Source organism: Stutzerimonas sp. KH-1, assembly GCF_054483855.1.
Genome location: NZ_CM137011.1, coordinates 1288897 through 1302298, shown reverse-complemented (window position 1 = coordinate 1302298; position 13402 = coordinate 1288897). Strand labels below are relative to the sequence as shown.

The window sequence follows — 13402 nt, the reverse complement described above, 5'->3', positions numbered from 1 at the left end:
TTGCGCGCAAAGCATGCCCTCCCCCACACCCACCGAACGAACCATGGGTCTTACACCCAAAGCAGTGCCGGACACCGACTGCCATGCAGTGGCGATGAACTGGATAGACGGAAAGAGAGACGAGCTATGTCAGCGCTGTAGCCAGCGCGCATCCGGCGCATCGGTGTTGGCGATGACTCGCCAACCGCCTGCGGCACTGCGCAGCGCCTGCAGCTGTGCGGTGATGTCCCGGAGCTCCTGCGTCTTCATCGCGGCGGCGACAGCAGCCGGATGCTCCGGCCCCAACCCGGTCAGTTGGGCTTGCCAGTTATCCTCGGCGCGGCGACGCAAATTCTGGGTCGAACCGCCTGCCGAGTCACCGCCTGCCGCGAGCGCGTCTGCCTCCGCAGAGCCCAGGGCGTCGTCGAAGGAGCAGAGAAACTCCTCGATGTGCCGCAGAATTTCCGCAGCCGAAGCCGTCGGCGATTGCACGGCGAAGACGATACCGGCGTGCTCACCGAACTGACGGAAGCCGGAGAACACCGCGTAGCCCAGCTGCAATTCGCTACGCAGGCGGCGAAAGAACGCCCCTTCCATCAGCAGGGCCAGCTGCCGCCAGCCGGCCTCGATGGCGATTGAGCGTGTCGGCAACGGACAGAACAGCACCAGCGCGGTTTCCTCGCCAGGGTCGCCGAAGCGAGACCAGAGGTAGCGCGCGGAAGTGTCTCCTAGCGCACCTACGACAGCGACCTCGGGCACGCCTGGCAGCGCTTGCAGAACATCCTGCAGCGGCCCACTCAGCGCTGCGGGCAGCCCCATGACCAAAGCATCCCAGTGCGCATGCCGCCAGGCGCCGGCGAGATCGGCCTCGCCTTCGGCTACCCCTCTTTCGTTTGCAGTCCGCTCCAGCAGTAGTGGCAGACGCCGCATCAGTTGGCGAATCAGGAGCTCGTCGGCGGAAGGCGACCGGGCCTCATCGAACAGGCGTAGACCTTCGCGCACGGCATCCGGCGAAGGCGCCCGCAGTACCGGAAGCAGGTCTTGCAGCACGAGAGGCAGCGCTTCGGCATAGCCGAACAGCGCCAGACACCAGCTGCCGCCAAAGTCTTCGAAGCGCACCTCCACCCCCGCCTGCGTCGCAGCCGCAAGGTAGGGCCGCAACGCCGACCGCACTATGTGCCAAAGACACTCGCCAGGAGCGTGCGGGGCAAAGCGCCAGCGAAGGTAAAGCGCAGCCTGCCCCCCTGAATCAGCGGCAGGTTCCAGCCAGCACAAGCTCGGCGGCAATACCGATGCCACGCGTGGCGTCGGTCGCTCCGTCAGCCAGCGATTGGCCGCGGGGAGGCGCCAGGGCCAGGTGCGCGGCTCCATCTCCGGCAGCGGCTCGTGCCCCAGCGCCAGGGTGAAGCCGCCATGCGCAGCGGAACAGTCAATTTGTTGCCCATCGGCCCCGTCGGTAACTGTCAGCACGATTGGCGGCTGGCTCTGCAACCGTGAGCCCAGGGCCACGAACGCGCGCTGCACGCCAGCGCTCTCGATGGTTGGTCGCCAGGCAGCGGGATCGATCCAGTAGCGCAGGCGCGCCAAGGGCTCCTTGCCCAGCAGGCCTCGTTCGCGGATACGCACGAAGTCATCCCAGAGCCTGCCCCAGTCAGCCTGCTCGGTCATGAAGCACAGCCATTCGCGGACCGCCGCGACGATCTGCGCACGGGCGGCCATGCCTTGGCCGGTCAGCTGCAACTCCAGGCTGATCACGCCCTGATTTTCATGCCAGTAAGGCACGCGCAACGTCGCCGTTTCGCACCAGCCTGTCTCGCGCAGCGTGGCCAGCAGGCTATCGGGCGCCTGTGATGTCAGCCAGGTGCCAAGGAGATCCAGCGCGACGCAGGTTGCATCCGGCATCTGGTCCAGCGAGAACGCCAGAATCAGGCAAGGACGAGCGTTGGTGACCATCAGCCTTAGCGAGGCACCGCAACCGGCGGGCAGTGGAGGGACCGTTCGCCGGACCGGCGGCGCAGCGGGCAGCCGGCATTCGCTGCAGTCGAGATAGGCCTGCAAGACCTCGATGCTGCACGGCGCCGCGACCAGCAGCTCCATCTGCCCCGCATGATAGAAGCGTCGATGGTAGTCGCGCAGTGCCTGCTGGAAAGCCGGCTCTTCCACGGGCAGGGTTTCGCGATTGCCGGCGTGAAAAGCGCTGAACGGGTGCGATTCCAGCGCGGTACCGATTGCGGCATCGCTGAGGGTTTCCCGGTCGCGGCCGCGCGCGAGGAACTCCGCTTGCAGGACTTCCCGCTCACGTAATTGCGCCGCCGGGTCGAGCAGCGGACGGGCCAGCATTTCGAGCAATCGCTTGAGCGCCTCGCCAAACGCATCAGCCGGGACCTGGAAGAAATAATCGGTGTGCCGCTCGCGCGTCGACGCATTCAGCTGCCCGCCACAGCCCTGCACGAAAGGCATCAGGCTCCGATCCGGCGGGTAGGCTTCACTGCCGAGAAACAGCAGGTGCTCGAGAAAGTGCGCCAGTCCCGGGTACTGTACTGGCGCGTCGTGTGCACCCGCGTGCACACGCACCAGCGCGGCGGCCTGGCTGCCGGTTGGCAGCGCGATGAATCCCAGCTGCAACCCGCCGGGTAGCGTCACTCGCTCGGGAGGTGAGGAGGTCGGCAGGCCGCTCGCAGTCATGGTTCGCCTCCGGCGAGCGCGGAACGCGCTCGTATCGATCAGGTATCCAGCTGGCCGGCAAGGAACTGCCGTAGCCGCCGTTGCATCAGCTTGCCGGAGTTGCCCAGGCAGGCTATCGGTGATCCGGTCAGGGCTTCACGGGCCAGCTCCGCCGCCTCGCCAGCCAGCGCCAGCGGGCAATCGATGCCGAGCGACAGCTTGTTGAGCTGACGCAACTGCGCTTCGCGGTGGGGAACGTTGGAAAACAGCACCAGTGCCTGCGGTTTCATCTTGTCGCAGACCAGCGCCAATTCCTCGAGGGGCTGGCCAATGGGCAACACGCTGACAGCCAGGCTGTCGCCACTCAGCATCAACCCGGTGACCAGCAGCTCCAGCTCGCGGCCCTGCCCCGGCATGGCTGCGAGCAGGACGCGCTCGGCAGAGTGAATACGTGAGAGTTGCAAGCGTTGCAGTACGCGGGCCCGCAGGAACGCATCGAGAAACAGCCACTCGCTGGTGCGGCCGAACTCGTCCTGTCGCAAAAGCAGCTCCTGCCAGATAGGCAGCAGCACATCCTGAAACACCACCGTCGGCGGATAGGTGGAGAAAATCTGACCGTAGAGCTGCTCCAGACGAGTCTCATCGAAGCTGCTTACCGCCTCGCGCAGCTGCTCCTGCCACTCGCCCCACTCGTTGTTCGCCGCGACGACCGGCTCGTCGGCGTCACGCCCAGCCGCACTGCGGGCGAGGATGCTACCGACCTTGCTGACCGCCACGCCTCGCTCGGTCCAGGCCAGGATGCTGCGCACCGCCTCCACGTCGGCCATCGAGTAGAGACGATGGCCACTATCGGTGCGGGTAGGCCGGATCAGGCCATAGCGACGTTCCCAAGCACGCAACGTGACCGGATTGACACCGGTCAGCCGCGAAACCTCGCGTATGGGGAACAGGTCCTGCTGATTGAAGGCATTGCCAGCGAGGGTCGAAGCGCCGGAAGAATCGGTCATGAGGGCGGCTCGTTCGAAAAGAGTGCAGCGATTGTAACTCAGCGTTTCCCGACATACCCTCTACAAACATTGTACAAACGTGAGATGCGATGAAATGTCGCCCGATTTGCCGCTGACGCTCTTCGTTGATCGCAGCTGCCCGCTCTGCGCGCGCGAGGTGCGCTGGCTGGAGCGTCAGGCAGACCCCGCGAAGCTCCTGCTGGTGGATATCAGTGCACCGGACTTCAACCCGGACGGCCTCGGGTGCGAGCTGAACCAGCTACAGCGGCGCCTGCATGCACGCAGCGCCAGCGGCCAGTGGCTGACCGGCGTCGACGCGACCTACTGGAGCTGGCGGCTGGCCGGGCATGGCGTCTGGGCCGCCCCGCTCGGTTGGCGGCCACTGCGCCCATTGCTACTGCTGGCCTACTGGCTGTTCAGCCTGGCGAGACCGCACCTGGACTGGCTGCCGCATCCCGACGGTGCCAGCCGCTGCGGCACGCAATGCAATCTTGCCGGCAAACCGCATGAGATGTCGGGGCGAGCCGACAAGCTGGACTAACCTTCTGCACGCAACGGCACCGGCAGACCTGCCTCGGGCTCACTGCAACCGGGGCGACCGATCATCTCGTCATGGCTGACCACCTGACGCCAATAGACTTCACGTACCCCCACGCCGCGCAGAACCCGCTTCAGGCTGCCCTGATCAGGCCAGACGCTACGCTCACCTTCGGCAAACTGTCGTCGCTGGCCCTGTCGATCAATCACCCAGGCGCTGTATCCGCAGCAACGCAAGCCATGCAGCTCGACCCGTGCGACTTTTCCCCTGAGCAGCGCCAAGCGCAACCCGAACCTGGATAGCTCCTTCACCGCCGATTCCTTTACAGATTTCCCGATTTGCACAACGCAGGCCGGTGCAGGCAGCGCTGGGATGCCCGCCCCTAGGCTTATGCTCGTTGAAGCGCAGCGTATTCCTATACATTTAGTTGTACAAGATTATATCTTCGTATAGCTTTATCGGCACCAGCGCTTCGCTTCCAAGCGTGCCCACCAACGCAAGCGCGTTTTTCCACAAAGGAATTCGTCATGAACGATCTATCTGGTCACTACCGCGAAATACTGTCCGGCCTCGGCGAGAACCCGGAGCGTGAAGGCCTGCGCGACACCCCGCTGCGCGCGGCCAAGGCCATGCAATACCTGTGTGGTGGTTACCAGCGCAGCCTTGAGGAAATCGTCAACGGCGCGCTGTTCGCTTCGGACAATGACGAGATGGTGATCGTCAAGGACATCGAGCTCTACTCGCTGTGTGAACACCACATCCTGCCTTTCATCGGTAAGGCACACGTGGCCTACATCCCTACCGGCCGCGTGCTCGGGTTGTCGAAGGTCGCGCGGATCGTCGACATGTTCGCCCGCCGCCTGCAGATCCAGGAAAACCTGACCCGCCAGATCGCCGAGGCCATCCAGGAAGTCACCGGCGCGGCTGGCGTCGCGGTCGTCATCGAGGCCAAGCACATGTGCATGATGATGCGCGGCGTCGAGAAGCAGAACTCGGTGATGAACACCTCGGTGATGCTCGGCGCCTTCCGCAGCTCCTGCAACACACGCATGGAATTCCTCCAGCTGATCGGGCGGGGCCAGTGATGCCGCGCCTGGAACCCGGTATGGCGCGCATTCGCGTAAAGGACCTGCGCCTGCGTACATACATCGGCATCAACGAGGACGAGATCCTCAACCGACAGGATGTGCTGATCAATCTGACGATTCTCTACGGCGCCGTGGAGGCGGTGCGTGAAAACGACATCGAGCAGGCGCTCAACTACCGCACCATCACCAAATCGATCATTCGTCATGTCGAGCAGAACCGTTTCGCCCTGCTTGAGCGCATGACCCAGGAAATCCTCGACCTGGTGATGGCGCACCCAGCGGTGTGCTACGCCGAGGTGGAAGTCGACAAGCCCCATGCGCTGCGCTTCGCCGACTCGGTATCGATAACCCTGGCGGGAAGCCGCTGAGCCCGTGCCATGAGCCGCCGCCCGCTGATCGCCCTGCTCTGCACGCTGTGGCTGCTGCCCGCCGTCGCGTCAGCCAGCTGGCGCGAGGTGCTGCCCGACGCCCGGCTGGTGGGCGAAGGCCAGCTGCGCTTCTTCGGTTTTCGCATCTACGATGCACGACTGTGGAGCCCCACGAGCCCGCTGCGACCGCAGACGCCCTTCGCCCTGGAACTGACCTACCACCGCGCCATCAGCCGTGACGACTTCGTTCGTACCAGTCTGGAAGAAATCCAGAGGCTGGCCGGCGCAACGCTCGACTCCACGCAGCTTCGCCAGTGGCGTGTCGAGATGCAGCAGGCCTTCGTCGACGTCACGCCGGGCGAACGCATCACCGGGGTCTACCTGCCCGGCCAGGGCTGTCGGTTCTACGTCAACGACCGCTTGCACCACGAGGTGAGGGATCCGCTATTCGCCGATGCCTTCTTCGCCATCTGGCTCGATCCACGCAGCCGCGACCAGAAACTGCGGCGCAGCTTGCTGGGTGAGCCGTGAAGAACAGGGCGCTGGCAGCGTACGGCGTACTCGGCCTGCCGCTGGCGATGGCCATGCTGCCAATCTACGTGCTGGTGCCGAATTTCTATGCAGCGGACCTCGGGCTTGGGCTCACGTTGACCGGTGCCGTGCTGTTCCTTGCGCGGCTGCTGGACACCGTGCAGGACCCCTGGCTCGGTCGCTTGATCGATCGCCGCTCGCCGCGCGGCTGGACCGCCCTGCTCGCCGCTGCCGCCGCGCTGCTGAGCCTGGCTATGGCGGCCCTGCTGATTCCACCGGGCGGCCTTGGCACCTTCGCGCTCGCCGCATGGCTGGGTGGTTTGCTGGCACTCACCTACACCTTGCACAGCCTGGTCAACATCACCTATCTGGCCTGGGGCGCGCGGCTATCCGATCACCCCAACACTCGGACCCGGGTCGCCGCCTGGCGCGAAGGCGCCGGGCTTTTCGGCGTGGTGCTGGCCAGCGTGCTGCCGAGCGCGATAGCGAATCGATACGGCATGGCGACCGGGCTCGCTGCGTTCGCGGTGACCTTCGCCGTACTGCTTTACATCGGCACCGGAGCGCTGCTGTTCGCCGCGCCTCGACCGCAGCGAGCCGTACGCGCCGATACTGGCAACTGGCGACAGCCATTGCGCAACCCGGCCTTTCGACGGCTGGCGGGCGTGTATTTCATCAATGCGGTCGCCGTGGCAATTCCCGCCACGCTGGCGCTTTTCTTCATTGCCGATCGCCTGCAACTGGCGCGACTGACCGGGCTGTTCCTGGCGCTGTACTTCATCAGCGGCGCATTGGGTCTGCCGCTCTGGACCCGCCTGGCCGATCGCATCGGCAAACGACGCAGCTGGCGGATCGGCATGCTCACCGCCTGCGCCGCGTTTATCTGGGCGGTGCTGCTGGAACCCGGTTCCGCGTGGGCCTACGGGGCGGTATGCATCCTTTCCGGCCTCGCCCTCGGGGCGGACCTGGCGCTGCCACCGGCACTGCTGGCCGACATCATCCCGGTCGATGAGCGCGACTCGACCGCTGCCTACTTCGGCCTGTGGAGCTTTCTCGCCAAGCTGGCGCTGGCACTCGCCGGTCTCGCTCTGCCATTGCTGGCGCTAAGCGACTACCAACCGGGCACTGCGGCCGGCGGGAACCTTGCGCTGGTCTACGCCGGCCTGCCCTGCCTGCTGAAGCTGCTGGCGGCGCGGCTGCTCACATCCCTGCCCTGCGGAGAAACGCAACCATGAAAAAGCTATTGATCCTGGCTTGCTGCCTGATGTTGCTCAGCTGCACCGCCGTCGACGTCGAACACTACCGCAACGAGGAACCGCAGCTGGATCTGCGCCGGTACTTCGTCGGCACGGTGGATGCCTGGGGCATGTTCCAGAAGCGCTCCGGCGAGGTGGTCAAGCGCTTTCATGTCGAGATCGATGGCAGCCTCGATGGCGACAAGCTGATCCTCGACGAACACTTTCGCTACAGCGACGGCACCACCCAGCAACGCGTCTGGACCCTGACCGAGGAACGCCCCGGACACTGGCGCGGCACGGCTGCAGACGTCGTCGGCGAAGCCGTTGGTGAAGTGGCCGGCAATACCCTGCGCTGGCGCTACGTACTCAGCCTGCCGGTGGATGGCAAGGTTTACGACGTACACCTGGACGACTGGATGTACCTGATCGACGAAAACACGCTGGCCAACCGTTCGTTCATGAGCAAGTTCGGCGTTGAGGTGGGCCAGGTCACGCTGTTCTTCCGCAAGCGCGGTGATTGAACGAGCCGCATGGCAGGGCACTGATTGAGTCAAGTTGTTCTAGAATGCGCCGCATGACCCTTCAGGATGTCGCCACATGATCAACGCCAAACTGCTGCAACTGGTTATCGAAGCCTCCAACGATGGAATCGTGGTCGCCGAGCAGGAGGGTGACGACAACATTCTGATCTACGCCAACCCGGCGTTCGAGCGGCTGACCGGCTACGCGGTGGACGATATCCTCTACCGCGACTGCCGCTTCCTGCAGGGCGACGACCGCGACCAGCCGGGCCTGCAGGCCATCCGCGAGGCGGTGAAGAACAACCAGCCGTGCCGTCAGATCATCCGCAACTACCGCAAGGACGGCACACCGTTCTGGAATGAGCTTTCCATCACGCCAGTGTTCAACGAGGCCGATCAGCTGACGTACTTCATCGGCATCCAGAAGGACGTCACCGCCGAGGTGGACGCACTGCAGCGGGTCGAAGCACTCGAGGCCGAGATCCGCGAACTCAAGGCGCAGCTCGCGCAAGCCTGACCCCACCGCACGCCCCGTCGCGCCGAGCCTCGGCGGCGCGACCTCCTTCTTTAGTAGTGATCGTCCGGTCGCTTGACTGTGGAATAATGGCAGATAGCCATTTCACCAATCCTGATGTGGGTATGCATACCCTAGGATGATGTCTTGACCCTAAATGCCGTTGTACAAAACGCGGTCATGCTGCTCGCTCTCTGCTGGCTGCTCGCGTTCACCACCCGCAGCTGGAACCGGAGCGGTCAGCTCTCTGCACAATTGCTTGCCGGGCTCTGGTTCGGCAGTGCCTGCATCATCGGCATGCTGATGACCAGCGTCAGCGAGACCGGCATCATTCTCGACGCGCGCACCGTGGTGCTGAGCATGGCCGGCCTGTTTGGCGGGCCATTGGTGGCTGCCATCGCCGGCACGCTGGCGGCCGCCTACCGCCTGTGGCTCGGCGGGCCCGGCGTAGTCCCGGGAATCGCCAATATTCTGCTGCCGATCGCGCTCGGGCTGGCGTACTGCTGCGCGTATAGCAAGCGCCTGTTCGGCATCGGCTTCTGGCAGCTGCTCGCCTTCGGCGTGCTGCTGCATCTGGGTGTGCTGGCGCTGGTAGCGTTGATGGCACCCGGCGACCTCGGGCCCGCTGCGGTGCGAGAAATCGCCGTGCCGGTACTGCTGGCTCTGCCCCTCGCGACCGCAATCCTCGGCGTACTGCTCAAGGACCTGCTCGAACGCAGCCAGATCGAACAGGCACTCAGGCTGAGCGAAGCGCGGCTGCGCGCCATCGGCCAGGCAATCCCCGATCCGCTGCTGGTGGTCGACGAGGACGGCCATTGCCTGGAGGTCATCTGCTCCGAACGCAACCTGCTGTATGGCGACGCCATCCGGTTGCGCGGCAAGAACGTGCAAGAAGTGATGCCAGAGGCAGAGCAGCAGCGCTTTCTTGACTTCATCCAGCAGACGCTCGAAAGCGACACGCCTCAACTAATGGAATACAGCCTGCCGACACGGGTCGGTCAGCGCGTGTTCGAAGGTCGCGCGCTGCCTCTGGAGCAACCGCCAGGATACAAGCGCGCAGTCGTCTGGCTGAGCCGCGACATCACCGAGCGGTTCAACACCGAACTGGAGCGGCGGATTGCGGCGATTGCCTTCGAGTCCCAGCAAGGCATGCTCATCACCGACGCGCAGAACCGGATCTTGCGCGTCAACGGCGCTTTCACGCGTATCAGCGGCTTCACGCCCGAAGAAGCCATTGGCAAGACCACCGCCCTGCTCGCTTCCGGCAAGCACGGCCGCGAGTTCTACCGAGCGATGTGGTCCAGCATCGAGACGACCGGCGCCTGGGAAGGCGAGGTCTGGAATCGGCGCAAGAGCGGCGAGATCTATCCCGAGTGGCTGACGATCAGCGCTGTGCGCAATTCTCTTGGCGATGTGACGCACTATGTGGCCGCCTTCACCGACATCACCGATCGCAAGGCGGCCGAAGAGCGCATTCACAACCTCGCCTTCTATGACCCACTCACCGGCCTGCCCAATCGTCGGCTGCTGCTGGATCGGCTGCACCAGGCAATGGCCGCCAGCCGGCGAAACGGCGAACTCGGCGCCCTGATGTTCATCGATCTGGACAACTTCAAGAACATCAATGATCTGCATGGCCATCAGACCGGTGACCAGGTGCTGCGCCTGGCTGCCGAGCGCCTGCACAAAGAGGTCCGCGGCAGCGATACCGTGGCTCGACTGGGCGGCGACGAGTTCGTGGTAATGCTCGAGAATCTCGGCCCCGACCCGTTACAGGCGGCCTCACAGGCCGAACACATCGGCATGAAACTGCTCAGTTCGCTGGATCGACCGTACCGTATCGACAACCTCGGTCTCTACAGCAGCGCAAGCATCGGCGTGGTGCTGTTCGGCACGGAGAGCAGCACCAGCGACGAGCTGATGAAACGCGCCGACATGTCGATGTATGAAGCCAAGATATCCGGCAAGAACGCCTTGCGCTTCTTCGACCCGCGCATGCAACTGGCCGTGCAGGAGCGTCTGCGCCTGGAGGATGAGATCCGCCAGGGCTTGAAGAACGGCGAGTTCATCCTGCACTTGCAACCCCAGCTGGAACAGCGCGCGGGCATCGTCGGCGCCGAGGCACTGGTGCGCTGGCAGCATCCGCAGCGCGGGCTGCTCGCGCCCGGTGCATTCATCGCCCAGGCCGAACACGCCGGGTTGATCCATGCGCTGGACCAACAGGTGCTCGGCAAGGCCTGCGAACAATTGGCACTCTGGGAGAAACAACCGGCGTTCGCCGGGCTTACCCTTTCAGTGAACCTGAGCGCCCATCTGCTCTATCAGGACAGCTTCGTCGCCAACCTGCTCGAACTGTTGCGAAGCAGTGGTGCCAATCCGTCCAGGCTCAAGCTCGAACTGACCGAAACCCTGCTGCTGGACAACATGCCCGAGGCGATCGCCCGCATGACGCAGCTCAAGCAGCACGGCATCCGTTTCGCCATCGATGACTTCGGTACCGGCTATTCGTCGATGAGCTATCTGCAGCAGCTGCCGCTGGATCAGTTGAAGATCGACCAGACCTTCATTCGCGGCCTGCCCGAAGATGCCAGCAGCCTGACCATCGTACGCGCCATCTGCGCCCTGGCAGCCGGGCTTGGGCTGGAAGTCATCGCCGAGGGGGTCGAAAGCGAGGCACAGCGGGCAGTGCTGCTCGGCAACGGTTGTCACCGTTTTCAGGGTTATCTGTTCGGAAGACCGATGGCGATGGACGAGTTCGAGCGAATGTTCATCGATCACGTGGCCTGAGCGGCGCCGCCAGGTAGTAAAAAGGCGCCCGGGCGGGCGCCTTCTGACACGGTCTCAAAGCGCGAGAGGCGCACGGCCAGAGAGATTGACCAGTGCCTGCACCCAGTCTTCATGGGTATTCAGGCAGGGCACCAGCACCAGTTCCTCGCCGCCGGCCTCGATGAACTGCTCACGCCCGCGGTCGCCGATCTCCTCCAGGGTCTCGATGCAGTCGGAAACGAATGCCGGGCACATCACCAGCAGCTTCTTCACGCCCTGCTGCGCCAGCTCGTCGAGACGTGTCTCGGTGTACGGCTCGATCCACTTGGCGCGGCCCAGACGCGACTGGAAGGACACCGACCACTGATCGTCGCGCAGACCGGCGCGAGCGGCGAAGCCCGCCGCGGTACGCATGCACTGTGCGCGGTAACAGCTGGCCAGCACTTCACCTTCGGCGCGCTGACAGCAATCGTCGCCCTTCAGGCAGTGCGCGCCGGTGGGATCGCTCTTGTGCAAGTGCCGCTCCGGCAACCCGTGGAAACTCAGCAGCAGGTGATCGAACGGCTGCTCAAGGTACGAACGGGCGCTGGCCACCAGCGCTTCGAGGTACTCGGGCTCTTCATAGAACGGCTGCAGGATCGACAGCTGCACGCCCAGATCATGTGTGCGGACGACCCGTCGCGCCTCCTGAATGACCGTGGTGGTGGTGCTGTCGGCGAACTGCGGATACAGCGGGGCCAGGGTGACCTGAGTGATGCCCTGGGCCGCCAGGCGCTTCAGTGCGCTTTCGATGGAAGGTTCGCCGTAACGCATCGCCAGCTCCACCGGCCCCTGCGTCCAGTGCGGACGGACCGCCTCCTGCAGGCGTCGGCTGAGCACCACCAGTGGCGACCCCTCCGGCCACCAGATGGAGGCGTAAGCATGCGCCGATTGTTCGGGGCGCTTGATCAGAATGAGTGAAACCAGCAGGCGCCGCAGCGGCCAGGGCAGATCGACCACATAGGGGTCCATCAGGAACTGGTTGAGGTAGCGGCGTACATCGGCGACTTCCGTGGAGGCCGGCGAACCCAGATTGACCAACAACAACGCCTGCTCTGTCATGCAACTTTTCCAACGACTGATGATTAGGATTGACGCCCGGCTCCAAGCGGCAGGCGCGCTATTTTCACACAGGGACCCGCGTTCAGCGATGCGTCAAGAGATCGGCAAGCGCCTGATCCAGCTCGGCGAAGCGAAAGCGGTAGCCTTCGTCCTGCAGCTTTTTCGGCAGCGCGTGCTGGCCACCGAGCAACAAACCCGCCAGCTCCCCGAGGGTCGCCTTCAGCACAACCGCCGGCACCGGCAAGCACGTCGGCCGATGCAGGCACCGCCCAAGGCTGCGGGTGAAGTCGGCGTTGCGCACCGGCGCCGGAGCGCAGGCATTGTAGGGGCCTTCAGCGGTCGGCTGCCGCAGAACAAAATCAATCAGACCGATTTGATCTTCGATATGGATCCAGGGCATCCACTGTCGGCCGCTGCCCAGACGCCCGCCCAACCCCAGCCTGAAAGCCGGTAGCAGCCGTTTCAGGAAGCCACCGTCGCGAGCGAGGACCAGCCCGGTACGCACCAGCGCCACGCGGATGCCCAGCACCGACGCTTCCATCGCCCGCTCCTCCCAGGCGCTGCACAGCTGGCTGGCGAAATCCGCGGTGACCGGCTGATCGGCCTCCGTCAGGCGATGCTCGCCGCCGTCACCGTACCAACCGACTGCAGAGCCGGAGATCAGCACGGCCGGCTTCTGCTCACGCTTGCCCAGCCAGTCGACCAATTGCTCGGTCAACTTCACTCGGCTATCCCAAAGCAGCGCCTTGCGTGACTTGGTCCAGGGCCGATCAGCGATCGGTGCCCCGGCCAGATTGATCACTGCGTCCAGCGGCACCCTGTCGAGCTGTTCAAGACTGCCAACGCCCTGGACCTCGGCGCCGCACAGCCGGGCGACGCGATCCGGCGTACGGCTCCAGACCCACAGTCGATGCCCCTCCGCCAACCAGCGCCGGCAAAGTGCTCGGCCAATCAGTCCGGTACCGCCAGTCAACAAGATATTCATGGTGAGCTCCTGTGCGATGCAGCCGCGCCCAACGGACAGCTACATTCAGCATACACCTATACAGACGAAGGCAAACGTACAGCACTTTAGCCCTCACACCCC

The 13402-nt window shown here is 64.3% G+C and carries 13 protein-coding genes; 8 read left to right on the top strand and 5 right to left on the bottom strand.

Annotated elements, in window-relative coordinates:
* Positions 1 to 129: 129 nt before the first annotated feature.
* The gene (gene pqqF / locus ACX1DW_RS06285; RefSeq protein WP_458993017.1) at positions 130 to 2664 is read right to left on the bottom strand and encodes a pyrroloquinoline quinone biosynthesis protein PqqF; all 2535 of its coding nucleotides are present in this window, start codon (positions 2662 to 2664) and stop codon (positions 130 to 132) included.
* A 38-nt stretch (positions 2665 to 2702) separates the two neighbouring features.
* Positions 2703 to 3650, bottom strand: coding sequence for a MerR family transcriptional regulator (locus ACX1DW_RS06280; protein WP_102841201.1), 948 nt, complete (start codon positions 3648 to 3650; stop codon positions 2703 to 2705).
* A 94-nt stretch (positions 3651 to 3744) separates the two neighbouring features.
* Here ACX1DW_RS06280 and ACX1DW_RS06275 point away from each other — a divergent pair, with 94 nt between their 5' ends.
* Positions 3745 to 4191, top strand: coding sequence for a thiol-disulfide oxidoreductase DCC family protein (locus ACX1DW_RS06275; RefSeq protein ID WP_152481235.1), 447 nt, complete (start codon positions 3745 to 3747; stop codon positions 4189 to 4191).
* Here the strand turns inward: ACX1DW_RS06275 and ACX1DW_RS06270 are convergent.
* Entirely contained in the window at positions 4188 to 4499 is a 312-nt protein-coding gene (locus ACX1DW_RS06270) for a DUF6482 family protein (RefSeq protein WP_172974166.1), read from the bottom strand. The genes ACX1DW_RS06275 and ACX1DW_RS06270 overlap by 4 nt on opposite strands.
* A gap of 216 nt (positions 4500 to 4715) precedes the next feature.
* Here ACX1DW_RS06270 and folE point away from each other — a divergent pair, with 216 nt between their 5' ends.
* The 7 genes from folE (at position 4716) to ACX1DW_RS06235 (ending at position 11235) form a co-directional block, all read left to right on the top strand.
* Positions 4716 to 5273: a GTP cyclohydrolase I FolE gene (gene folE, locus ACX1DW_RS06265; RefSeq protein WP_063543190.1), complete on the top strand. Its 558-nt coding sequence runs from the start codon at positions 4716 to 4718 to the stop codon at positions 5271 to 5273.
* Positions 5273 to 5644, top strand: coding sequence for a dihydroneopterin triphosphate 2'-epimerase (gene folX / locus ACX1DW_RS06260; protein WP_102841203.1), 372 nt, complete (start codon positions 5273 to 5275; stop codon positions 5642 to 5644). The genes folE and folX overlap by 1 nt, the downstream gene beginning before the upstream one ends.
* Before the next feature lie 9 nt (positions 5645 to 5653).
* Positions 5654 to 6175 carry a chalcone isomerase family protein gene (locus tag ACX1DW_RS06255; RefSeq protein ID WP_444816906.1) on the top strand — a complete coding sequence of 174 codons (522 nt, stop codon included), beginning with the start codon at positions 5654 to 5656 and terminating at the stop codon, positions 6173 to 6175.
* Positions 6172 to 7410: an MFS transporter gene (locus ACX1DW_RS06250; protein ID WP_458993016.1), complete on the top strand. Its 1239-nt coding sequence runs from the start codon at positions 6172 to 6174 to the stop codon at positions 7408 to 7410. The genes ACX1DW_RS06255 and ACX1DW_RS06250 overlap by 4 nt, the downstream gene beginning before the upstream one ends.
* Entirely contained in the window at positions 7407 to 7934 is a 528-nt protein-coding gene (locus ACX1DW_RS06245; protein ID WP_458993015.1) for a DUF3833 domain-containing protein, read from the top strand. Before ACX1DW_RS06250 ends, ACX1DW_RS06245 begins: the two co-directional genes overlap by 4 nt.
* Positions 7935 to 8010: 76 nt before the next feature.
* On the top strand, positions 8011 to 8451 hold the full coding sequence (locus ACX1DW_RS06240; RefSeq protein WP_102841206.1) for a PAS domain-containing protein: 441 nt from the start codon (positions 8011 to 8013) through the stop codon (positions 8449 to 8451).
* Positions 8452 to 8595: 144 nt separating this feature from the next.
* A complete protein-coding gene (locus ACX1DW_RS06235) occupies positions 8596 to 11235 on the top strand; it encodes an EAL domain-containing protein (protein WP_458993014.1) in 2640 nt (879 codons plus the stop codon).
* 54 nt (positions 11236 to 11289) lie between these two features.
* Here ACX1DW_RS06235 and hemH read toward each other — a convergent pair whose 3' ends face one another.
* Complete coding sequence (gene hemH, locus ACX1DW_RS06230; protein WP_208218342.1) at positions 11290 to 12315, bottom strand: ferrochelatase; 1026 nt, start codon at positions 12313 to 12315, stop codon at positions 11290 to 11292.
* Positions 12316 to 12397: 82 nt separating this feature from the next.
* On the bottom strand, positions 12398 to 13300 hold the full coding sequence (locus tag ACX1DW_RS06225; RefSeq protein WP_102841209.1) for a TIGR01777 family oxidoreductase: 903 nt from the start codon (positions 13298 to 13300) through the stop codon (positions 12398 to 12400).
* Positions 13301 to 13402: the final 102 nt, after the last annotated feature.

What these genes read in the sequence shown, in the direction of transcription:
- ACX1DW_RS06240 (WP_102841206.1), top strand. Translation starts at nt 8,011, where the DNA reads ATGATCAACGCCAAACTGCTGCAACTGGTTATCGAAGCCTCCAACGAT.
- pqqF (WP_458993017.1), bottom strand. Translation starts at nt 2,664, where the DNA reads ATGACTGCGAGCGGCCTGCCGACCTCCTCACCTCCCGAGCGAGTGACG.
- ACX1DW_RS06245 (WP_458993015.1), top strand. Translation starts at nt 7,407, where the DNA reads ATGAAAAAGCTATTGATCCTGGCTTGCTGCCTGATGTTGCTCAGCTGC.
- ACX1DW_RS06280 (WP_102841201.1), bottom strand. Translation starts at nt 3,650, where the DNA reads ATGACCGATTCTTCCGGCGCTTCGACCCTCGCTGGCAATGCCTTCAAT.
- ACX1DW_RS06275 (WP_152481235.1), top strand. Translation starts at nt 3,745, where the DNA reads ATGTCGCCCGATTTGCCGCTGACGCTCTTCGTTGATCGCAGCTGCCCG.
- ACX1DW_RS06255 (WP_444816906.1), top strand. Translation starts at nt 5,654, where the DNA reads ATGAGCCGCCGCCCGCTGATCGCCCTGCTCTGCACGCTGTGGCTGCTG.
- ACX1DW_RS06225 (WP_102841209.1), bottom strand. Translation starts at nt 13,300, where the DNA reads ATGAATATCTTGTTGACTGGCGGTACCGGACTGATTGGCCGAGCACTT.
- folX (WP_102841203.1), top strand. Translation starts at nt 5,273, where the DNA reads ATGCCGCGCCTGGAACCCGGTATGGCGCGCATTCGCGTAAAGGACCTG.
- hemH (WP_208218342.1), bottom strand. Translation starts at nt 12,315, where the DNA reads ATGACAGAGCAGGCGTTGTTGTTGGTCAATCTGGGTTCGCCGGCCTCC.
- folE (WP_063543190.1), top strand. Translation starts at nt 4,716, where the DNA reads ATGAACGATCTATCTGGTCACTACCGCGAAATACTGTCCGGCCTCGGC.